The sequence below is a fragment of the Streptomyces sp. NPDC001443 genome (assembly GCF_053597355.1).
Genome location: NZ_JBSFIA010000030.1, coordinates 55614 through 77226 on the forward strand (window position 1 = coordinate 55614; position 21613 = coordinate 77226).

The following is a 21613-nucleotide window of genomic DNA, read 5'->3' on the forward strand; positions in this document are numbered from 1 at the left end:
ATTCCGGTCGGTCCGCCACAGACGCAAGGAGTCAACCGAACATGTCGATCCCTGTCGTCGACGTCTGGGGCCAGGTCTCCCCCATGGCCCGCTCCTCGTTTCCCCCCGCACCCGAGCCGCACGACGAGTGGGCTCTCGCCGGCGGAACCGCCTGGGTCTACTACAGCCCACTGAACCGCAGGCAGCTCGTCAGGCCCGTCATCCTCTCCGACGGCTTCTCCGGCGGGTCGAGCGACCTCGACCAGCTCTGGCACGGCCTTGAGGAGAACGGCCGGTACCGCTTCATCTCCGAACTCCACGCGACCGGCCGGGACGTGATCATCCTCGGCTACACCGACCGCACGGCGTCGATCCTGCACAACGCCGACACCGCCATCGAATGTATCCGCCGGGCCGTCGCCGAGCGCGTGGGCCGGGCGAAGCTGACCGTGGGCGGCTTCAGCATGGGCGGCCTGGTCACCCGCTACGCGCTGGCCAAGATGGAGCAGGACCCCTCCATGCCCGACCACGAGACGTCCCTGTACTTCTCGTACGACACACCCCACCAAGGCGCCTGGTTCCCCGTCGCCCTCCAGGCCTTCACCCACTACGCGACGGACAAGTGGGGCGACTCCCCCGGCGTGGGCCCCCTGCTGCGCCAGCTCTCCGGGCTGCTCAACAGCCCGGCCGCACGGCAGATGGCACGCTGGCACATCGAAAAGGTCGGCGCCACCCCGACGCAGGCACCGGAGCGCACGGCGTTCCTCAAGAAGCTCGACGAGATCGGAGGATGGCCGCACAGCGTCCGCAAGATCGGTGTCGCCAACGGCGTGGACACCGGTACCGGCAACGGCATCAAGCCCGCCGCGACCGCGGTGCGGTGCGACGGTGAGACGCTGCACGACACCTGGCTCAAGTCCCAGGCACAGGGTGACCAGGTCGTCGCGCGTCTGCAGATGACGGACGACGCGACGACGTCCGTCCGTACCAGCGGGCTGCCCGAGATCGACGGAGCTCCAGGCGGCCTGTTCACCGTGCCGTCCCCCGCGGGCGACACCGGCAGCTTCGGCCTGGCCGCGGCGCTCATGACGCTGCTCGGCAACTCCCTGGACCCGGACGTCATCGGCACGTCCTGCTTCATCCCCAGCATCAGCGCCGTCGACGCCGGTGACATCGGCGACCAGAAGGCGCTGTACCGCCCGATCACACCCGAACACACCCCGCTCGACGCCATGCTGTGCGCCGGCCGCAACGAAGGACACACCTCCATGACCGAGGAACTCGGGGCATGGATCGTGAACGAGATCGCCGCCTGCGGCTGATCACCGGGTGACCACCGGGGTGGGCGGGCTCCACAGCCGACAGGCCCGCCCACCCCTCCGCCGCACCGACCCGAAGACGGACATCATGATGGCCGCGGCCGCGATGAGGACCCGGAACGAGGTCTTCCTCGTCTCCCGCATCCACCAGGAACGGCTCCGCGTCTCTCCCCCCGCCCTCGCGGTCTGCTCCGATCTCGGCGAAGATGAGGTGGACGGGCCGGGACGATCCGTTTCTGCTTGTCGGTGTCGAGTGCGCGGGCGCGCCGGCGGTCCTCGTGGTGCCAGTGCCTCGCCTCGACGCGGGCCCTGCCGAAGATCCGCCGACCGAGGCACCTGCGCACACAGGAACGGCGCGCCGAGAACAAGGCCGGCCGTGGTCCTGGTGGCCAAGGTCTGGTCACCCCGCGTCTCTTTTCGTACCGCAGAACGGAACACGAACTTCCCTGCAACCGGCCATGGCACTGGAATGACCGCTCGTGGAGCATTCCATCGTCAGGAAGGTTGTGATGAACACACCTGATACGCGGGCACCACAGGGGCCCGGACGGTTCGGCTCTCGCCCCCACCGCCTGCGCCTCGTCGTAGGAACCACGGCCCTTGTGACCGCCGCCGCACTCGCGATGCAGCCGGCCATGGCCCTGCCCAGGGAACAGCAACACAGCCTGGGCTGCGCCGGACTCGCCCAAAAAGTGCTCTCCGGCTCGCACGTCGAAACCGTCACCTCCACGATCGTTCCCGCTTCGGGGGCCACGCCGGCCTACTGTCAGGCCGACCTTGTGCCGACCCGGTCCATCAACGTCCGCGTCGCGCTTCCCTTGAGCACCGCTGACGCCGGAAGCGGCGGAACCTTCACCGGGGCCTGGAACGGCCGCGTGCTGAACCTGGGCGGGGCCGGCTACGCCGGCTCCTACGCGGGCGACTTGCGCATGCCGATCCAACGCGGTGAGGTCGGATCGAACACCGACACCGGTCACAACGCCGACTGGTGCAACGCGACCGACCCGAGGACCGGTCTGGCAAACGCGCAGCCGGACTGCGGACCGGCTGGTGGAGGCTTCGTCCTGAGCCCCGCCGGCAAGCTCAACACTTCCCAGGTCGACGACTTCATCGACCGAAGCATCCACGAGCAGACGGTCTGGGCCCTGGCGCTGGCCAAGACCTACTACGGCAAGGCCGCGCAGCGGAACTACTGGGTCGGCGGATCGACCGGGGGCCGACAGGGCTGGCAGATGGCCCAGAAGTACGGTGACCGGTACGACGGCTTCCTCCTCGGCTATCCGGCGATGAACTGGAACCGGTTCATCATCGGCGAGGCATGGCCCGCCGTGGTCGTCAACGAACTCCTCGGTCGCGACGGTCTGTCACCCGCCAAGAGCGATGCGGCGAACGCTGCCGCCGTCGCCGCGTGCGACAGCCAGGACGGCGTCACCGACGGAGTCGTCGCCGAACCCCGCCGCTGCTCGTTCGACGCGACCGACGTCAAGGCACTCACCGCGAAGGAAGCCGAGGCCGTCGACCTGATCTGGGACGGACCACGGGACGCCCGTGGTGACCGTCTGTGGGGCGGTGTCACCCGGGGCACCAGCTTCTCCACCTTGCTGCCCGACGGCAACAGCATGAGCCCCATGATCGAGACCTATGTCCGCTACTGGCTCGCCCAGGACGCGAACTACGACTGGCGTACCAACCTGACGATCAAGAACTTCCCTCAGGCTTTCGAAGCCTCGTACCGCAAGTTCGAGCAGACCGCCGCGACCGACAGCACGAACCTCTCCAAGGTCCAGGGCGGCAAAGGGAAGATCATCTACTACCTGGGTGCGAACGACCCGCTGATCGTGCCCTTCGGCTCCTACAACTACCAGCAGCGCCTGTTCGACCGCTATGGACTCCAGGGCACCCGCTCCTTCGTCCGCACCTTCTACTTCCCCGGCGTCGGACACGGCGACCCGACCCTCACCGGTGCTGCCTCGGCGCAGTCGCAACTGCTCGATGCGTTGCTGGCATGGACCGAGCACGGCAGGGCTCCCGAGTCCTTCGACCAGAAGGACCGGGGAACCGGCACCGAGCGCACGATCTGCGCGTACCCCGACGCTGCCACCGCCCCAGGTGCGGACGCCTCGTGCCGGACTCAGACACGCGTCCCCGCCGACCTCGTCACGCAGTCGCTCACCGTCAGGGACCGCCCTTGACCGGTTTCCGGGGCGTTGCCTTCGGCGTCCCGGCGGCTCTCAGGGTGAGAGAACTGCTGCCGCTGCCGTTCCAGGAGGGCTGCGGCGGTATCCAGTGGCAGGCTCGGCACCGGCTTCATTAGGTTCTGCGGATGCGGCAATTCGCGGACGTGGAAGACCTGTCGGAGCTCGTGCGGGACGCGCTGGGAGCGAGGTGTCGCGTCGTCGCGGTGGACCGGTTGCGCGGGGGAAGCAAGAAGGGCGTGTACCGGGTCCACCTCGACGGAGCCCGCACAGCCGGCGTGATCGTCTACAGCTGGGCCGAGGCGGAGAACTTCTGGCCGGGAGCACACGAGGCGGACCCGGCGGACCCGTTCACGCCGGCCTCCGGGCTGGTCCCCTTCCTGACCGCGCAGCGAACCCTGGAGCGCCTCGGGGTCCGGGTTCCACGCGTACTCCTGGCCGATGACAGCCGGCGCCGTCGTCCGGCGGACGTCGCCGTGGTCGAGGACGTCTCCGGCGGCACGCTCGAAGCACTCTTCACGACCGATCCCGCGCGCGCCTCGCGAACCCTGGGCGACCTCGCCGGGATGTTGGACATGATGCACCGTCACCAAAGCCCGCGCTACGGCCGGCTGGACTTGCTGGAGCGCGACGGCTCCGTCTCCGAGGTCACCTGCGAGCAGCGGGTCCTCGACCGCGCCCTGCGAGACCTGGCGGAGGCGGGGCGCGACGGCCGCATCGCGGCAGCCGACGCCGCGTTGCGCGACCGTCTGCACGAACTGGCCGACCGGGTGAGCCCGCGTACGGAATACGGACTGATCCACGGCGAACTGGGGCCCGACCACGTCCTGGTCGACGCCGACGGGCACCCCGTTCTGATCGACATCGAGGGCCTGATGTACTTCGACGTCGAATGGGAGCACGTCTTCCTGCGACTCCGCTTCGGCGAGCGGTACCCCGCGCCGGCCCGGCCCGGTCTCGATCCGCGGCGGCTCGACCTCTACATGCTCGCGATGCGCCTGTCGCTGGTGGCCGGCCCCCTGCGACTCCTCGACGGAGACTTCCCCGACCGGGCACTCATGCGGGGGATCGCGGACCACAACGCGAAGGAGGCGCTGGCGCTCCTGGCGACAGCAGCCCCATCCCTACGACACGGTGGTCAGCGGGGCTGGTAGTTGAGGTTTCCGAGGGGCCAGTTCGTGGTCAGCCAGGCCGTGACGGCCGCGTACAGGGGAGCGTCCAGCTCGGCCCTGTCGGAGCGGACCCAGGAGCGGACGTCGGTGTCGTGGTCGTCGCCGCGGGAGGGGTAGATATAAACACAGCCGATCACCTCGCCGTCGGCCGGCTCGATGACGGTGTAGGTGAATCCGCGGCGCCGGGCGAAATCGTCCGCATGACCTTCCAGGTCGGCGAGGTTCGCCTCCAGGGACATCCCGTCCGCCGGGGGCCATGCGCGGTCCCGGAAGCCGGGGGTCGCCCGGATGTGTTCGATGCTGCTGGTCCAGGCCGCGTGGTCGGCGGCGTTGTGCCGGGGGCCCAGCGGCTCCAGCCGGAACCGCGGAGTGGTCAGGGTCGCGGGGACGACGAAGTCGTCGGGTACGAAGGCACGGTCGTCGGTCATGGGAGCGAGGTTATGGGCCGGGCGCACGGCCGCACGTCAATTCGGCCCCACCCGGTGCTGTCCGCCGGCGCGGGCAGGGGGCGGCTCGGGTTCGAGGCGGCGGGCGAGGGCCACTCGGGAGCGCACTCCGAGGTGGGTGAAGATGTTGCGCAGGTGGTACTCGACGGTACGGGTGCTGATCGACAGCTGACGCGCCACTTCACGGTTGGTGGCGCCCTGGGCCACCGAGTGGGCGATGCGCTGCTGTTGCGGGGTGAGCTGTGCCAGCGGTCCCGACCCGGATCGGGGGGCGGGCACGGCGGTGGGGGTCTCGCCGGCCGCTCTGAGCTCGGCGTCGGCCTGCTTCGTCCATACGTCGGCACCGCACTGGTCGAACCCCATGACGGCACGGCGCAGTTGGACGCGCGCTTCCACGAAACGGCGTCGGCGCCGCAGCCACATGCCGTACGCGAGATGGGTGCGGGCGTGCTCGTAGGGGCTGTCGACCTTCTCGTGCCGGGCCAGGGCGGCGGTGAAGAGGTCCTCGCTGTGTTCGCTGTCCGCCACCAGGGCCCGGCAGCGCAGTACGACGGCCGGGGCCTGTGGATCCGCGCCGCGCGAGGCCCACTGAGCGTATCGGTCGATCAGGTGGTCCACGCCCGCGTCCGCGTCGTGGCCGGCCAGGACCGTGGCCTCGACGTAGCAGGGGACCACCATCATCCACAGACCGAAATGGCCCTGCCGCGGCCCCTCGTGGACGAGCGGGGCCAGTCGCGCGGCGGCGTGTTCGGCGTTGCCGTGGCCCAGGTCGGCGCGGGCGCGGGCCCACTCGGCGAGCGTTCTGGTCTGGCCGAGTCCATGGGCGTGGGCGATGTGCAGGGCCGACTGCGCGTGGGCGGCGACCTCGTCCGGGTCACCGGCGATGGAGGCGGCCAGGGCGAGGACCGCGGACAGACCGGCGGTCACATTGCGTTGCGGGTGTTCGCCTGCCGCTTCCAGACCGGCCTGCGCGTGGACGCGCGCCTGGTGGTATCTGCCTTCGCGCAGTTCGGCGTAAGCGAGGTGTTCCAGGACGCGGGGCAGGAACGCGGGCGTCGCCTCGCAGCGGGCGGTGGCCAGCGCGAGTCCGAGGACCTGTCGGGCCGCCGCGAGGTCGCCCAGCATGAGCGCGATCGTGCCCGCGGACAGCAGCCTCGAGGTCTGCTGCTGCGCCCTCAGTACGTTCAGGATGGGGCCGAGCAGTGCGTTGGCGCGTTCGAAGTCGCCGTGCAGGACGCTGTGCATGCCGTCGCGGTAGGCGCGCCAGAAGGTGGCGACCGGATCGGCGTCGTCTTCCGCGGCAGGTCCGCCGTCGGTGGGAGCGGCCGGAGGGCACAGCGCGTCGAGCGCGGTGAGGTAGCCGTCGCGGTCGCCTGCCGACCAGGCTGCCAGGCAGGCGTGGACGGACGCCTCGCGCGAGCGGGCCGGGTCGGTCGTCCGCAGGGCACCGGCGGCGAGGAGCAGGAGGTGGTGGGCGTCGGAGACGGGACCGTCGCGCAACAACCGAAGGCCGAGCGTCATCTCCTCGTGTGCAGGCGGCAGTTGTTCGTCTCGCGCGGGGGGAGCGTCCCGCTGGTCGGGATCCGTGCCGGTTGCCTCATGCCCCACGCGCACCACCGTTCTCTGTGGTCTTTCTGTGCCGATGTTAGCGAGCGGCCGACCGGCGCGGGCCCGGTTCCACGGCATTGCTGACTGCCCATCTAACAGACGTGCGCCGGTGGCCGACTGGTGATTCCACCGATACGTGCGGGGCGCGGCACTTCCTACGGTGCTGTTGCGCTCGGCGAACGGATCCCGTCCCGAGCGCTCGTACCACCGCTCGAGAAAGAGGAACCCCCCATGTCCCGTCATGCGTCACGGCGTCGTCTCACTCTCGTGTCCCTCGCGGGCGTCGGCGCGCTCAGCGCGGCCGGCCTGTCCCTGCTGCCCTCCCTCGCCTCCGCGGCCCCGTGCCCGGATGTCGAGGTCGTCTTCGCCCGCGGCACCGGGGAAGCCCCGGGCCTCGGCATCACGGGGACCCCGCTCGTGAAGAACATCAAGAGTGCCCTGCCGGGCAGGACCGTGTCGTCGTACGCCGTCGACTATGCGGCGAACTTCTCGCAGACGAGTGCCGGACCCGGTGCCACCGACATGACCGACCGCGTCGTCTCCACCGCGGCAAACTGCGCCAGCACGTCCTTCGTGCTGGGCGGTTACTCCCAGGGCGGCAGTGTCACCGACATCGCCCTGGGGATCCCCACCCGGCTGGGCACCGGCCGCACCATCCCCGCGAAGCTCGCCGGGCGCGTCAAGGCGGTCGTCGTCTTCGGCAATCCCCTGCGGCTGTCGGGCCGCACGATCGCCTCGGCCAGCGACGTGTTCGGCCCCAAGGCCAAGGAGTTCTGCAACACCGGCGACCCGGTGTGCGGCAACGGCCGCAACGGCGCCGCGCACCTGGCCTACCACGTCAACGGCAGTGTCGAGCAGGGCGCCCGGTTCGCCGTCGAGCGGATCGGCCGGGGCTGAGCCGTTCGACGGCCCGCCCCCGCGGGACGACCGGAGCGTGCCCGGTCCGGACGGGATGCCCGGTAGTGTCCAGATCATGACGACGACTCCACCGCGGCCCGAAGTCCTGCGCTACACCGCCTTCTCCAGCGATCCCGAGGGCGGCAACCCCGCGGGCGTCGTCCTGGACGCCTCCGCCCTGGACGACGGCGACATGCTGGCCATCGCCGCCGACCTCGGATACTCGGAGTCGGCGTTCCTCACCCCGGCCGCAGCGGGCCCTGGCGGCCAGAAGGGGCGGGCGTACGACATCCGTTACTTCAGCCCGAAGGCCGAGGTGCCGTTCTGCGGGCATGCCACCGTCGCCTCCGCCATCGCGCTCGCCGAGCAGACCGGGCCCGGCGAGCTGGTGTTCGCGACGCGGGCCGGAACCGTGCCGGTGGAGGTGACCCGGGAGGGCGGCACGCTCCGGGCCACGCTCACCAGCGTCGAGCCGCACATCGAGGACATCGCCGGGGCCGACCTCGACGAGGCGCTCGCCGCGCTCGACTGGCCGGCCGCCGATCTCGATCCGGCCTTCCCGCCCCGCATCGCGTTCGCCGGTGCCCGCCATCTCGTACTCGCGGCCGCGACCCGCGCCCGACTCGCCGATCTCGCCTACGACTTCGCGCGCCTCGAGGCCCTGATGCACCGTCTGGACCTGACCACGGTCCAGTTGGTGTGGCGGGAGTCGGCCACCGTCTTCCATGTACGTGACCCGTTCCCCGTCGGCGGTGTCGTGGAGGACCCGGCGACGGGCGCCGCGGCGGCCGCGTTCGGTGCGTACGTCCGTGAGCTCGGCCTCGCCCCCGAGGACGCCGTCCTCACCCTGTACCAGGGCGCGGACCTGGGCCGCCCCGGCGAGCTCACGGTGACGCTGCGTGCGGGTGATCCCCGGGTCCGCGTCAGCGGCGCGGGAACACGCATCGGCCAGGGCCTGTCCGGCGGATCAAGTCCCAGGAAAGCAGCGGTGCCTTACCGGCCCAGGTGAGCGGGGTCATGGGGGTGCCCCCTGCTCGAGCGGAGCCGAGAGTTCGGGGGAGCGTCCGACTGCAAGGCGCAGGAGGGAGTCGACGCGGTGGGGGTACCTCCCGGCCGAAGGCCGGGGGACGTCGGCGACCGACGACAACGCCGCTGGGGTCCCCCCTCCGGGGGAGGGCGTGCCGGACCTCGCGCCGGACGACGCGCCGCACGTGGACTCCACCGCCCACGGCCGAATGCCGACGATGCTCCGGGCCGCTGCCCCGTATTCACACCCCGGCCCGGGGGCTGCTGTTCGCGTAAATGGCTTCGCAGACTTCCGGCCGAGCGCGGACGCGGCCCTCTCGCAGGGTCGGGTGCTCACAGCGGGCGCGAAATCCAATGCCTCTGGGAAATATAGCCCCGTCCAGACTGGCCCTGCGGGTCCAGGCAGTGAATTCGAGCATGTCCGTGACCAGATCGATGCGCATGCGGTAGGCAACCGACCAACCAGCGAGTTCCTTGGAATTCATGTCCCGCATCGTTGCTCGACAGAAAAATACCACCTCGAACGGGATTCATCGGTCACGGACCGCTACACCGAGAACGGGCAGTTAAGTCCACATCACCACAGCAAACAGAAGCCATGCGTGGGTGCCGTCCGAGGTTTGAGGCAGTGATCACCCCGGCATCGAACCGTCATCAGGTCGACGCATCCCGCTCTGGGAGCACCAAGGGATTCGACTCGCCCAACATCGAGTTGCAACGGATTCCCACGGCGAGATTCGACTGCCCGTTCCGGGGCAGTACTCGGCATCGTCCGGAGCGGTCGCCCCGGCTTCCATGGCGGAGAGGTAGAGCCGCCCGGGACAGGTCAGCCGCTTGTTCGCACTACCCATGATCCATACGAACCTCCCCACACGCAGCCTCGGGTCCGGCACCGCCAGCCATCCGCCTCGGGACACCACTCGCACATCGAGAGACCCCAGGAGATGCGACCACCCAGGAGAGGTCAGAAAATATACGTGCCTGCGCCAGGAATCCCACAGCATGGGACCAATGGAGCCCGTCGCATGGAGCAGGTCGACGTATGTCCGGTAGCCTTTCGCCTCCGGAAATCTGACCGCATCCCAGGATGCTCCGGCCGAGAGTACGGCCATTCCGCATCCACTCGCACGCCAGTCATTGAAAACTCTTTCCCGATCACCCGACATTTCCGCAAGCCATACAGCAAATTCCGAGGCAGTTGAGATCATCAATACCTCCTCGACCGTACCGCCATCCACATTGCGAACCAACCGACCGTAGCATCGTGAATGTCCAGATCGATAGAGGGCGGGGCGCGCGGATACACGATTGCAGTTCCGGCAGAACGAACCCGATCGTTCCAGATTTCGACATCCCACTCGACCACGAGCCGGCTGCACGCGCGACAGAATTCATGCAGCAGTGGCCAGAAGACTCGAACTTCGTTCATATTTTCTGATTTCCATTCCTCTTTATCGCCTCGGAAACGGTAAGCGTTCCGTTTCGACGAGACCAGCCCGGACGAGCAGCACAGGGTCGGGGTTCTTGCCCCCATGCGACAGGCACAGAGCGCCGAGGGGCACGGCGTGGGGTGTACGAGGTGCAGTTCACGGCCGGGGCCGTGGGCCGCGGCCACGGTGACGGCGATGCCGGCCGCGAGGCCGGGGCCGACCGTCCTTCGGACGGAAGTCGCGCCGCGCGCCGTTCGACTCGGGTCGATGAAGCGGCTACGGCACCGCCGGGCCGTACACCTCGCCGACGGGTCGTCAGGCGTAGCGATCCCGCCAACCGCGCGCCTGCGTCAAGTCGGACAGCTCCTTGATGCGACTCGGGGAGGGGTACGAGAAAGACACGAAAATCCTCTCCATGAAAATCGAGGCATTTCGATCGGACCATGACGGGATCTTCTCGACATGTGTCCTGGCAGGCGCGATGGAAGCGGACAGCCTGCCTCCTCGAAAGGCATGGCACCTTACATCCGAAATCAAGGAACAAGATCTCGAAAAGGTGCGTTGTCGATCCATCGATGGCCCTCTTCATTCGACTCGCACGGCTCGTCCGCCGGTCGAGTGTTCTTGCTGATCCCTTTCCTGACGAAATGGAAACCACGGATCACTCGCCCACGCCCTCCGACCTGCTGTTTAGATCCTTGGGATGACGCCGACCTACCGGACACGACGCCGCTTGCCTGGATTACCAGTCCAAAAGTTGCGGGTACTGTCGGTTTCCGGGCAGAGATTGCCCGGAAATTCAAGGAGGATCAATCAGTGAAGCGTATGACTGGAGCCTTGGCTGCCACCGTTTTGACGGTCGGGGCCGTCATTCTGCCGCTTGCAGGTTCGGCGGCAGCCGCTCCGGCTCCCGATCTCAAGGCATCCCCTGTCCACGCGAGCTCTCTCCTGGAGCCTCGTGACCACGACAGGCACCAGGACCACGGTGGAGACCGGGACCGCGGCCGGGACGACCGGGGCCGCGGGTGGGACGACCGAGGTCACGGCTGGGACGACCGAGGTCACGGCTGGGACGACCGAGGCCGCGGCTGGGACGACCGGGGTCACGGCTGGGACGACCGGGGCCGCGGGTGGGACTGGGACGGGCACTACTACCCCGGCCGCGAATGTCACTGGAGCTACCAGCGTGACTGGAGGAACCACCGCATGCACTGGGTCTGTGTACCCGGCTGGCTCCGGTAGCCAAAGGCAATGACTCCAGCACTGCCCGCCGCCAGGCAAGATCTCGCGGCGGGCAGTGCCCTGATGTCGTCGCGGCGCGATTCCCGGAACACCCTTCGAACCGCGTGACTTCTCTGCTTCCGGACCAGAGCAGGCCCGTCATTGACCGGCGGCAGGAAGGGCGGCTACCCCGCATCCTGTCCGACCTTCGCACCGGGCAAGACCGCACGGCCCGGGCGCGCTCGCCCCGGGCCGGCCCCAGGTGGTCCGGGGCCTCACACCACCCGCCCGTACACCGGGGCGAGCCGTGGGGACGACACGGCGCGCGATCGGGCAGTACGGCCCTCACCGCGCGGTCACGATGGACTCATCATCCGGTATGAACAAAGGGCTGTCGCTTCCATCCCGCTCCCCGCTCGCGAAGCCCGTTAAACCGCACAGCCCCTCGTCCCGACTGACGGATTTCCTTACGAGAATGCGGTCACCGTCTGAAGATTGTCAGGACTGCTCCACTCACCTCAATCCGGCGCTCCTCCAGTTTTTCACCGCAGCACAAGGCTGTCAGGCACGATCTGAATAGTCTCATCTCGTCTCCACTGAGAACCGCCAAAGCCATGTTCATTACATCATCCAAGGCCGCGGCCGTCAGACACTCCGGTAGCTCCCCGGAGAGCAGAATCACTGGCTCCCCTGTAGTACCGCGCACAACAGCCGTGGTGGATGATCCTTGGACGACAAACACTCGGACCCCTCCGACGACACTCACCAGGAAACCCGTTCCGCCCGGATAGAACAAGAGGATAGCGACAAAAATCCCCTCTTCCGCACTTACCGGTCCGACGTGGAACCTCAGGTGAGATCCGAGAAAGCAGCCCATGGGCCGCTGTTATGTGCTCGAACAGACAACCTGGATGACCCTGAACACTGCGATCGGTGACATCCGGCGGCGTGCTGTTTCATCAAAGACTGCCCCGTCACCGCTGGTCACCGATTACGTGATCTTGATGCAGCTGTTCACGGGGAGCGTCGCCGCCGCTCGCAGCGGCGCCCGCCGGCCGGTCCCACTCCCCTTCGGCGAGTCTGTGATCGCACTGCGTCATGAAGGTGCCGCCCAGGCGCGGCAGTCGGCCTCGCGCTCGAAGGAATGCCCCTTCTTCGTACGGACGAATCATCCCGGCGATGCGTCAACTCGCCCTGTCGTTCGACAACACCGCGAATGAGGCGTTCGACAGCGCGTTCGAGGTTGAATACGTCCACCGGCGCAACGTCCGCATCCACACCGAGGTCCGGATCGGGACCGCCACCTGGATCACCGACTTCCACAGCACCAGGCGGCCGCACGGTGCATGCGGCTCCAAGGACCCGATCGACCGCGAATGCGAGTACCGGACCCTCCTCACCGAGGGACCGGCCACACGGATCGGGCCCGCTGCGCATCCGCCGAGCCCGCGGGCACCGCAAGTAGGGGATCACCCCTCGCAAGACCTGCATGCGTCAGACATCGAGGATCACTTCCGCGGCGGTCGCCTTCGGTGCCCCGACCGGCAGGACGTCCGCACCGGCCGGCGCAACCGCCAAGCAACAAGGGCGAACTGGCGTGCGTTTTGGGCATGAAGGTTATCTCTGGGGGGTTTGCGCGCCATCTCCCCGTCCGCTACTGTCCAGGGTCTCCGGACAAGTTGTCCAGAGACTCCGGACAGAAGCTGTTGTCCGAGGCTCCGCATCCTCAAGGGCCTTGTCGCAGCAGTGCATTGAGCGGCCAGAACCCGGTTCACTGCCGGTCCTGGCTGTGGCGGAAGCTGCTCGCCCGCGGTCCGACGTACGAGTTCGGTCGCAGGCGAGGGCTTCTGCCAGGTGGTGTCGCCGAGGGGTCAGACCTGAATAATCCCGACGCATCCCATGCTTTCACAACTGATCTGGAACTGCAGGAAATCGACATGCATTTCACACACCGAGAGGTTTTCATCATGAACAACGACATGCTCGAAGCCGAGTCCGCGGAGCTGCTGCCCGGCCGTGAGGCGCTGGGGAAGTTCTCGTTCAACTTCGCCAAGACGACCAACATCTCGCACAAGGCCGCCGCCGTCGGCGCGCACAACGAGTCGCTCGCGGCGAACTCGTTCTCGCCGTTCGCGGTCGCTCAGTCGCAGGCCACGCAGGCGATCAACCTCCACCAGTAGTCACGGCACTGCGCATGACCGGCATCAGCCATTGGCGCTGATGCCACCGGGCCGGGCCGGCTTAGCCGGCCCGGCTCTTGCGAGCCGAGGCGCCGGCCGAGCCGGCGGCTCGGCCGGCGGGAGGGGTTCTCCTCTCGGACATCGAACGGTCCGACGGAGAGCCGACATGGTTGTCGGCCCGCGAACTCAGGCCCTCCCGCCGGCAACTCCGCCGGCACGGACACGGCGGCGCAGGTTACCTCGCCTCGACGGGGCCGTCGGCGACGGGGCATCGCGCTCCGGGTCCGCGAGTCCCAGCTCGCGCAGCGCGTCAGCCATCCGTCAGTAGCTCTCGTACCCGCTTGTGATCGCGCTGAATGCGGGGTTCCCCGCATCGGAGGAGGAACGTTGACAGTGTCAGGAAATCAGAGCCCCGACGCTGTCGGCCTGTCGGACCCGCAGCCCATCGGCAGCGGCGGTCCGACCGGTGTCAGAAACGACACCACGCTTCCCCTCCGGCCGAGTTGGAGCGCAGCGCAACGGCAGGCGGCGGACACCCGGCTGTTTCCGGCTTTTCCCGTTCCACGCCTGAGCCAGGGCCTGGAGCGGTTGGGTGAGTACAAGGGGTCAGGATCCACCACGCCGAAGTACCTTGTGCGTCGAGGTGACGGCCAGGTGATCCAACTGTCCCGGCTGTTGTATCTGGTGGTGAGCGCTGTCGACGGAGTACGCGACGCGGAAGCCATCTCACACTTCGTCAGCGGCCGCCACGGCGCCGAGGTCACCGCGGACAATGTGGTCTACCTTCTGGAGAGGAAGCTCACGCCCCTCGGCGTCGTTGCGGCCGACGGAGCGGAGGCGGACCGGACTCCGGAACCCCGCTCCGACCTCCTGCTGGTCCTCAAGGGCCACAAGGTCGTCTTCCGCGAGGACCAGGTGGCGCGGATCGCCGCAGGACTGGCGTGGCTCCACCGGCCGCTCATCGTGGCCGTGGCACTGATGTGCACGGCGATCATGGACATCTGGCTGTTCGGCGTCCACGGCGCCATGACGCCCGTCCTGCGCGTCCTGGAACAACCGATCTGGATGCTGATCGTCTTCGTACTGACCGTCGCGTCGCTGGTCTTCCACGAATTCGGGCATGCATCGGCCTGCCGCTACAGCGGAGCGAAGCCGGGAAAGATCGGCTACGGCATCTTCCTGATCTGGCCCTCCATGTACACCGACGTCACGGACGTCTACCGGGTGGGGCGTGGCGGACGTCTGCGGACGGGCCTGGGCGGTGTCTATTTCAACGTGCTCTTCATGCTGGTCCTGGCGGCCGTGTACGCGGTGACCGGCCAGCCCTACTTCCTCGCGGCCATCTATCTGGCGCACTTCGAGGTTCTCGAACAACTGATGCCGGTCGTACGCCTCGACGGCTACTACATTCTGGGCGACCTGGCCGGCATCCCGGACCTGTACGGCAAGGTGAAGCCGATCTTGCTGAGCATCCTGCCGGGGCGCCCGGTGCACCGGGACGTGGCAGACCTCAGGCGCTCCGCCCGGATCGTGGTCTCCGTGTGGGTCGCCACCATGATCCCCCTGCTGCTGGCGGAGACCGGCTACGCTCTGTGGAACCTTCCCCGACTGGTCTCCACCAGCCTGCGTTCCCTCGCCGAACAACTCACGGGGACCTTCTCGGCCTTCGGCGCCGGGCAGATCGCCGCGGGGCTGGTCGGTGTCATCGGAAGCCTCATGCTCATCTGCCCCATGGCCGGCGGGGCCTACCTGACCGTACGGCTTGCCGGCCGCCTGGCCCGTGGCGCGGTGCGCGTCACCGAAGGCAACACCCGGCTTCGTGCGGTCATGGGAGTGGCGGTTCTGGCGGGCGTATCCCTCTTGTTCACCGCATGGTGGCACGGTGCAACCCCCAAGCCGTTGCCTCCGGCGTCGCCGGTCGCTCCGGTCCTCCAACCCGGTGTACCGACGGTGAGGCACGCACCCAGCACGCCCACTCCGTCCCACGACGTCACCGCGGTCCCGGCAGCCGCGCCCACGCGCCCGCACCCACAGCACACGCTTCCTGCCGCACCTGCCCCTTCTCCCTCCGCCACGCCGAGCAGGGCCTCCACGTCCTCGGACCCGGCAGCCCCGAGCTCCGACTCCCGCAGCAGTCGGCCGGCGAGGCCGACGGAGTCGGCCCCCACCGCACCGGCGTCGGCACGCAGCACGCATGCCGACGCCTCATCGGCAAACCTGTCCCCCGCCTCCCCCACACCGTCGGAATCCGCCTCGGCCACGGCTGCCCTCACGTCGCCGACACCTGCCGGAACTGATTCCACATCGGAAACGCCGTGAGGCAGGCCCAGCAACCCGTCTCATCTCGCCCCTCACCCCTCAGGAGGAATCGATGACACACCGCAAGCCCCGCAGCAGCACGGTCGCCAAGACCGCTGTACGACTGGGCGTGATCGCAACCACCGGGATGGCCGTCGCAGCGACGACGTCGGCAGCCAGTGCAAGTTCCGGCGGATCGCACCTCTTCAGTTCCTCCACCGCTGTGGACATGGCGAATACCCATGCCGACCGCATGCACGTCAACCAGTTCGACGAGTCCTTCAGGATCCACCAGTTCGGTCCGCTCGTCGCAGTGACGGCGAACAACCGGGCGATGGCCGAATCCGCAGGCTGCTCCGTCTACGCCCCCTGCCGGTCCATCGCATTGTCCTACCAGATCGTCACCACCGCCGGCCGCAATGCGCGGCTGATCAACGCCAGCAACATCAGCCGATCGGCCAACGACCACTGCCCCGGATGCGAGACCTTCTCCGGCGCGTACCAGTTCGTCGTCGCCACTCCTCAGGAGTTGACGCTCAGCCGATCGGCCCGCAGCCAACTCGAGCGTGTCCACCGAGAGGTGGCCGCGCTGAGGACATCGAGTCTGCCGATCTCCAGCGTCAAGAAGCGGGCCGACGAGTTGGCGAACGAGGTCAAGTCCATCCTCGACCGCGAAGCCGCTTGCGCCCCTCACGGCAACGTCGTGGACCCGCTCGACCGCTTCCAGCCCACAGTCACCATGCACCGTCACGTCCGTTGAGAGAACGAGGCTGCCAGGAGATCGGGGTCGGTCACCGACTCCGGCCTGGCGGCCTCACGCACCCCGAACACGTCGTCGGCCCGGTCCACCCGAGCCGGGCCTGCCAGCATTTCCCCGGGCCTGAAATCAGAAGGAACATGCCCAGACAGCATCCCTCTTCACTGCACAACCGAGCCCTGGACCTGCTGGCCGAGGGACGGTCCGTCAAAGACGTCGCGGCTGAACTGCACCTCAGCAGACCCACCGTGTACCGCTGGCGTCACGCCTACGCGCACCTGACTGCACATCAGTTCGGGAGCAGGCAAACGCCCTCGGAGCTGAGTGCTGCCCGGGCGCGCATCATGGAGCTGGAGAGTGAACTCAGCGCCCATCGGCGTCTGACAGAGCTGCTGAACGATGTGGTGCCCCCAAAAGGCGGTTCGAGGCCGTCCAGGTGATGGCGGCAGAAGGGTATTCGGTCCGGTCGACGACTACGCTCCTGCGCGTCTCCGAATCCGGGTACTATGCCTGGCGCCGACGTGATGCGTCAGGCCGACTGCAACGCCACGCCTGGCTGACCGAACTCATCCTCTCCATCCACCGGTCCTCCAAGGCCGCCTACGGCTCCCGTCGCATTCATCATGAGCTACAGCAGTCCTACGGCGTCAGCGTCAGCCGCGGGACAGTGGAACTGCTCATGCGGCAAGCCGGCATCAGGGGGCAGGCCGGCCGCTCCCGATGGACAGCACCACAGACTCCCGACGACCGGGCGGCACGGCGCCTGTGGGTCACGGACGCCAGAGCACAGCCCACACCGACGGGCACCTTGTACTGCGCCGTCGTCCTCGACATCGACCGGCACCGGCTCATGGGGTGGAGCACGGAACGGGCAGCTACCCCCGAACTGGTTCGCAGGGCGCTGAACACCGCCGTCGCCGGGGACGCCGCACAGCTTCCGCCGATCCGGCCCCATCGCACCCGGTGGACCACCTACGCATTCACCGAGCGCGTGCAGGCACTCGCGCTGTCGCCGAAATCCGCTCTCGTTTCCGACCAGCACGTCCAGACCGCGGTGGACCACTTCTGGCGGAAGGTCGACCGCCATCTCCCTCCCCGACAGCACTGGAACAGCCCGGGGGACCTACAGGAAGAACTGAAACGCCTTCTCGCATCATTCACCTCGCATAAATGCAGATTCGACGAATCGTGCTCCTGCAACACGGGCGCCCGCACACGAATTGCCTTCCACCCGAAGCCGTCGGCACCGCAAATCCCCGCAGTGGTCCGGTTTGCGCCATCCTGAAAGAAGACATGCAGAACACACAGGCGACTCCCCCCTTGCCCATTGCACCGCTCCTCCGAGGTGACATGGAAGTGGGCGAAGACCTCCCTGCCACCAGAGCCCATGAAGTCCTGCTCCACTGCGCCATGGACGCGGCCTGCGTCCCCCCGTCGCTGCGCGAAGCAGAGGCGACAACCCGGATCGCCGAGCTCGACTACCACACGGTCGCCATGGTGATCGCATGGATCAAGGCGGCGAGTTCACGAGGTTTCTGACCTGCCGGACGCCGTAACGGCCAGGACTCCGCGAATCCTGCACGCCGCCCCCGAGCCGAGACGAACGAACAAGAGCGGAGAAGCCACCCGCCGGACCTCATCGGTACCGGCCCGACGCGGCGGACGCCCACCTCCCGACCGCCTAGTGGCGCGGATGGGCCTCCTCCTCCGCCGCAGCGGTGCGCAGAAGGGACTCCACCAGTGCGGAGACGTGCTTACGGTCCACAGGGCTGAGCTTCTGAACACTGGCGATCAAGATCGCGACTTCAGGATCTCCGGCCGCGAGCGTGTCCTCGTGGTAGAGGTTGACTCCGCACGCCTCGGCAGCAGCCCGGTGCACCGGGGGCACAGGGATGCCGAGCCCCTTGGCCAGTCCCTCGAGTGTGCTTTGCTGCGGCATCTGGGCCAGCCGCTCCGACGTCGCCAGGTGGTGGACGGTGGAACGTGAAATACCCCCGCGGCGCGCCACGTCGCTGTACGACCAACCGCGCTGTTCAAGTTGGTGCTTGATCAGTACCTGCAGTGGGTTCGGCACGGCTGGTGTCTTCCTGCTTGGACGTCGCTTCTCGCCTCGTTCACCAGCGAGTCTAAACGCATCGGATCAGTGATCGTCTTTCCTGTCCCTTTCATGTCAAAACAGGTTGAACCGCCATACCGGTTGGCTCGTCGGACAGGTGTCACTTACGACCGTTGATCCGACGGGCCGGCGCCGGCGCTCCCGAGGGGACCCTCGACGCCGACCGCAGACTTCGACACGACGCCCTTCGTCGGTCCGGGCCTCCGAGCCCGCAAGGAGGACTGCCGTGTGCCGACGTTCGCAGTCGGCGCCGCGAGCCGTCACCTGGTCATCGACAGTACTCGTGACTCCAAGCCCACTGCGAGAATTAACTCGGCCGGGATTCGGCGAATCGAGGGTTCCCGCGTCATCACGACGGCGAGTTCGAGGCGAAACACAGCGCCGACCGGACAGCGGCCGAACAAGTGCGGCTGAAGCCACGGTCAACCCCTCTCTCACCAGTTGGCGTCAGTTCGTCAGATCCGGCTGCGGTGTGGGGTGACGGCAGGTCGGATTGGCTGCAGGTCGATGATAGAAGAGAATTGCATAACTGCCTTCCCGCTCCCCTCAGGGCGAGCAGGAAGGCAGGATTTCGACGCACCAGCCGCTCACGAACGAGTGTTCGCAATATCGCAACGCCAACTCCCCCCGCTGCAACGTGAAGGACTCCGGGGCCGGCGGCCGCCGGGACGATGTCGAGGCCGTCCACGGCGGCCAGACCCACCCTCCGAGATCGGTCGAAGACACCGCCCAGGGCCTGCCCCGCGGCACGCCCTGCCGGGCGGGCCGATCCGGCCAATCCGAGCGTCCCGGTCCCGACCGACCGCCCGTCGGCATGTCCGGCTTGTTCTCGATCACGGTGCGGGGCGCCCCGTCGGTGCCCCGTACCGACCTCGCCCAGCGGCAGGATTCGGCGGGACCCGCCGAACCAGGCGCCGCAGAAGCCCTGCCCGGGCTCACCGATCGCTGCCGCGCCGACGCCGCGCCCGACCCCTGGGCCGGTCGCCGGACCGGCCGCCGCAGCGCGTGTTGGCGCAAAGCACCCGTATACGGTCATCGATCGACGGATCCGGCCCCAAATCTTGAGCACAAATTCCACACATCCCTCTCTTCAGACTGGCCCCGATGGTCTAGATTGACCGTGCTTCACCTGTTCGAAGGTGAGGCGACCAACAATGGTCCATAGGTCCGGCGTTACGGGATAGAGAGCGGTTTCGTCTCCGACGCCAGACATGGGGGTGATCGGTTCTTGGGGTCCGGGGGGAGCCTTGGTCGTGGGGAGCACCAAGGTCTTCGGCGGGCTTCCATGTGCCTCGAGTGCCTGGCAGGACGCGCAAGTGCGCTGTCGCCGGGGTGGGTTGTTCACATAGCTCTGCAGTAGCCGAAATGTCATGCGCGGGGGCGGGGTCTTCCGCGGGGAGGAACAGCGCGGCACGGGAGGCGGGGGCCTCCCACAGAGAGGAACAGTGCTAGGCGAACACGTCGACCCACTGGAACCTGGGGGGTTCTGTGCGGCAAGGGGGACTGGTACGCCCGTTTCCGTCTGAACACGGGCGTCTGACGACCGGGACGATCGACCAACCGGCGACCGATTGGGAACAGCGGTACCGCCGTACCGTGATCACCAGCGACATGGTGGCCACCGCCTTCGTGGTGGCGGCGATAGGCGAGTTCTTCGGGGCCCGGGACGCGGCCAACTGGCATGAGAAGTGGGGGATTCTCGCTTTCGGCACCGAGTTACTGGTGCTGGGGACGCTCGCGGTGAGCCGGTCGTGGGCTCCGGCGGTACTCGGGCAGGGGGCCGAGGAATTCCGTCGGCTCGGACGCTCGTTGTTCGCGGCGACCGTCGTACTGGCGCTCGGCGGGATCGCCCTGACCTCGCGCAACATCAAGCTCTGGATCTTCGTCGCGATCCCCGCGATCGCGTTCGTCACCATGATCACGCGGTATCTGCTGCGTATCTGGCTGCACAGGCAGCGCAAGGAAGGCAGGTGCCTGAGACCGGTGCTCGCCGCCGGGAGCCTGGCCACCGTGCGCGACCTGATCACCCGGACCCGCAAGTTCCCGCACCTCGGCTGGCGCGTGGAGGCGGTGTGCACGACGGACGGTCTCGGACCCGACGGTGACCTGCTGGACGGAGTGCCGGTCGTCGGCCCGCTCACCGAGGTCGCGGGCCATGTCCACCGCGACGGCTACCGGGTCGTCGCGGTCACCCCGGACCCGCACTGGTCGCCGGACCGGTTGCAGCGGCTGGCCTGGAACCTCGAGGGCAGCGACGCCGAGATGGTCGTGGCCCCCGTGCTGATGGAGGTGGCCGGCCCACGGCTGCACGTCGACGCGGTGCTCGGGATCCCGCTGTTGCGGGTGAGCATGCCGACCTTCACCGGGGGCCGCCGTACGGTCAAGATGATCGTCGACCGGCTGGGCGCGGCGATCCTGATCCTGCTGTTCGCGCCGCTGATGCTGTTCGTCGCCCTGCTCGTGCTGGCCGACAGCCGGGGCGGGGCGTTCTACCGCCAGCGTCGGGTCGGCAAGAACGGCCGTGAGTTCACCATTCTCAAGTTCCGCACCATGGTCGTCGGGGCGGACGCGGCACGGGCCGAGCTGGCCGACCGCAACGAGGGCGCCGGCCTGCTGTTCAAACTCCGCCGTGATCCCCGGGTGACCCGGGTGGGGACGGTGCTGCGCCGGTACTCGATCGACGAGCTCCCGCAGTTGTTCAACGTGCTCGCCGGATCGATGTCGCTCGTCGGTCCGCGGCCGCCGTTACCGGAGGAGTCCGCCGCCTACGGCCCGGACATCCGGCGGCGGTTGCTGGTCAAGCCCGGACTCACCGGCCTGTGGCAGATCAGCGGACGCAGCGACCTCTCGTGGGAGGAGGCGGTACGGCTGGACCTGCGGTACGTGGAGGACTGGTCGCTCGCCCTGGACACGGTGATCTTGTGGAAGACGCTGCGTGCGGTGCTGTACGGGCAGGGGGCCTACTGATG

The 21613-nt window shown here is 68.0% G+C and carries 16 protein-coding genes; 13 read left to right on the forward strand and 3 right to left on the reverse strand.

Features of this window, described 5'->3' with window-relative positions; translation table 11 throughout:
* The first annotated feature begins 41 nt into the window (after nt 1-41).
* From ACWC24_RS27690 to ACWC24_RS27700, 3 genes are all read left to right on the forward strand, one after another.
* Nucleotides 42-1301 (forward strand): esterase/lipase family protein, encoded by a 1260-nt coding sequence (locus ACWC24_RS27690; RefSeq protein WP_450665593.1) that lies wholly within the window; start codon nt 42-44, stop codon nt 1299-1301.
* A 599-nt stretch (nt 1302-1900) separates the two neighbouring features.
* Nucleotides 1901-3490 carry a tannase/feruloyl esterase family alpha/beta hydrolase gene (locus ACWC24_RS27695; protein ID WP_450665594.1) on the forward strand — a complete coding sequence of 530 codons (1590 nt, stop codon included), beginning with the start codon at nt 1901-1903 and terminating at the stop codon, nt 3488-3490.
* A 131-nt stretch (nt 3491-3621) separates the two neighbouring features.
* The gene (locus tag ACWC24_RS27700; RefSeq protein ID WP_450665595.1) at nt 3622-4647 is read left to right on the forward strand and encodes a phosphotransferase; all 1026 of its coding nucleotides are present in this window, start codon (nt 3622-3624) and stop codon (nt 4645-4647) included.
* On the opposite strand, the gene ACWC24_RS27705 is transcribed toward ACWC24_RS27700, so the two are convergent.
* Together ACWC24_RS27705 and ACWC24_RS27710 are read right to left on the reverse strand one after the other, a co-directional pair.
* The gene (locus tag ACWC24_RS27705; RefSeq protein ID WP_450665596.1) at nt 4632-5093 is read right to left on the reverse strand and encodes a GNAT family N-acetyltransferase; all 462 of its coding nucleotides are present in this window, start codon (nt 5091-5093) and stop codon (nt 4632-4634) included. The two genes, ACWC24_RS27700 and ACWC24_RS27705, sit on opposite strands and share 16 nt — an antisense overlap.
* 36 nt (nt 5094-5129) lie before the next feature.
* Nucleotides 5130-6719, reverse strand: coding sequence for a helix-turn-helix transcriptional regulator (locus ACWC24_RS27710; RefSeq protein WP_450665597.1), 1590 nt, complete (start codon nt 6717-6719; stop codon nt 5130-5132).
* Nucleotides 6720-6950: 231 nt separating this feature from the next.
* Between ACWC24_RS27710 and ACWC24_RS27715 the strand changes: the two genes are divergently transcribed.
* From ACWC24_RS27715 to ACWC24_RS27755, 9 genes are all read left to right on the forward strand, one after another.
* On the forward strand, nt 6951-7616 hold the full coding sequence (locus ACWC24_RS27715; RefSeq protein WP_450665598.1) for a cutinase family protein: 666 nt from the start codon (nt 6951-6953) through the stop codon (nt 7614-7616).
* A 76-nt stretch (nt 7617-7692) separates the two neighbouring features.
* Nucleotides 7693-8625: a PhzF family phenazine biosynthesis protein gene (locus tag ACWC24_RS27720; protein ID WP_450665599.1), complete on the forward strand. Its 933-nt coding sequence runs from the start codon at nt 7693-7695 to the stop codon at nt 8623-8625.
* A gap of 3847 nt (nt 8626-12472) precedes the next feature.
* Complete coding sequence (locus tag ACWC24_RS27725) at nt 12473-12907, forward strand: hypothetical protein (RefSeq protein WP_450665600.1); 435 nt, start codon at nt 12473-12475, stop codon at nt 12905-12907.
* Between the two features lie 353 nt (nt 12908-13260).
* Nucleotides 13261-13473 (forward strand): hypothetical protein, encoded by a 213-nt coding sequence (locus tag ACWC24_RS27730; protein WP_450665601.1) that lies wholly within the window; start codon nt 13261-13263, stop codon nt 13471-13473.
* Nucleotides 13474-14127: 654 nt separating this feature from the next.
* The gene (locus tag ACWC24_RS27735) at nt 14128-15792 is read left to right on the forward strand and encodes a hypothetical protein (RefSeq protein ID WP_450665602.1); all 1665 of its coding nucleotides are present in this window, start codon (nt 14128-14130) and stop codon (nt 15790-15792) included.
* 52 nt (nt 15793-15844) lie between these two features.
* The gene (locus tag ACWC24_RS27740) at nt 15845-16531 is read left to right on the forward strand and encodes a hypothetical protein (protein ID WP_450665603.1); all 687 of its coding nucleotides are present in this window, start codon (nt 15845-15847) and stop codon (nt 16529-16531) included.
* A 137-nt stretch (nt 16532-16668) separates the two neighbouring features.
* Nucleotides 16669-16968, forward strand: coding sequence for a helix-turn-helix domain-containing protein (locus ACWC24_RS27745; RefSeq protein WP_450665604.1), 300 nt, complete (start codon nt 16669-16671; stop codon nt 16966-16968).
* Nucleotides 16968-17813: an IS3 family transposase gene (locus ACWC24_RS27750; RefSeq protein ID WP_450665605.1), complete on the forward strand. Its 846-nt coding sequence runs from the start codon at nt 16968-16970 to the stop codon at nt 17811-17813. Before ACWC24_RS27745 ends, ACWC24_RS27750 begins: the two co-directional genes overlap by 1 nt.
* Nucleotides 17814-17878: 65 nt before the next feature.
* Nucleotides 17879-18067, forward strand: coding sequence for a hypothetical protein (locus ACWC24_RS27755; protein ID WP_450665606.1), 189 nt, complete (start codon nt 17879-17881; stop codon nt 18065-18067).
* Between the two features lie 142 nt (nt 18068-18209).
* Here ACWC24_RS27755 and ACWC24_RS27760 read toward each other — a convergent pair whose 3' ends face one another.
* Complete coding sequence (locus tag ACWC24_RS27760) at nt 18210-18602, reverse strand: helix-turn-helix domain-containing protein (RefSeq protein WP_450665607.1); 393 nt, start codon at nt 18600-18602, stop codon at nt 18210-18212.
* Between the two features lie 1530 nt (nt 18603-20132).
* Here ACWC24_RS27760 and ACWC24_RS27765 point away from each other — a divergent pair.
* A complete protein-coding gene (locus ACWC24_RS27765; RefSeq protein ID WP_450665608.1) occupies nt 20133-21611 on the forward strand; it encodes a sugar transferase in 1479 nt (492 codons plus the stop codon).
* Nucleotides 21612-21613 lie beyond the last annotated feature (2 nt).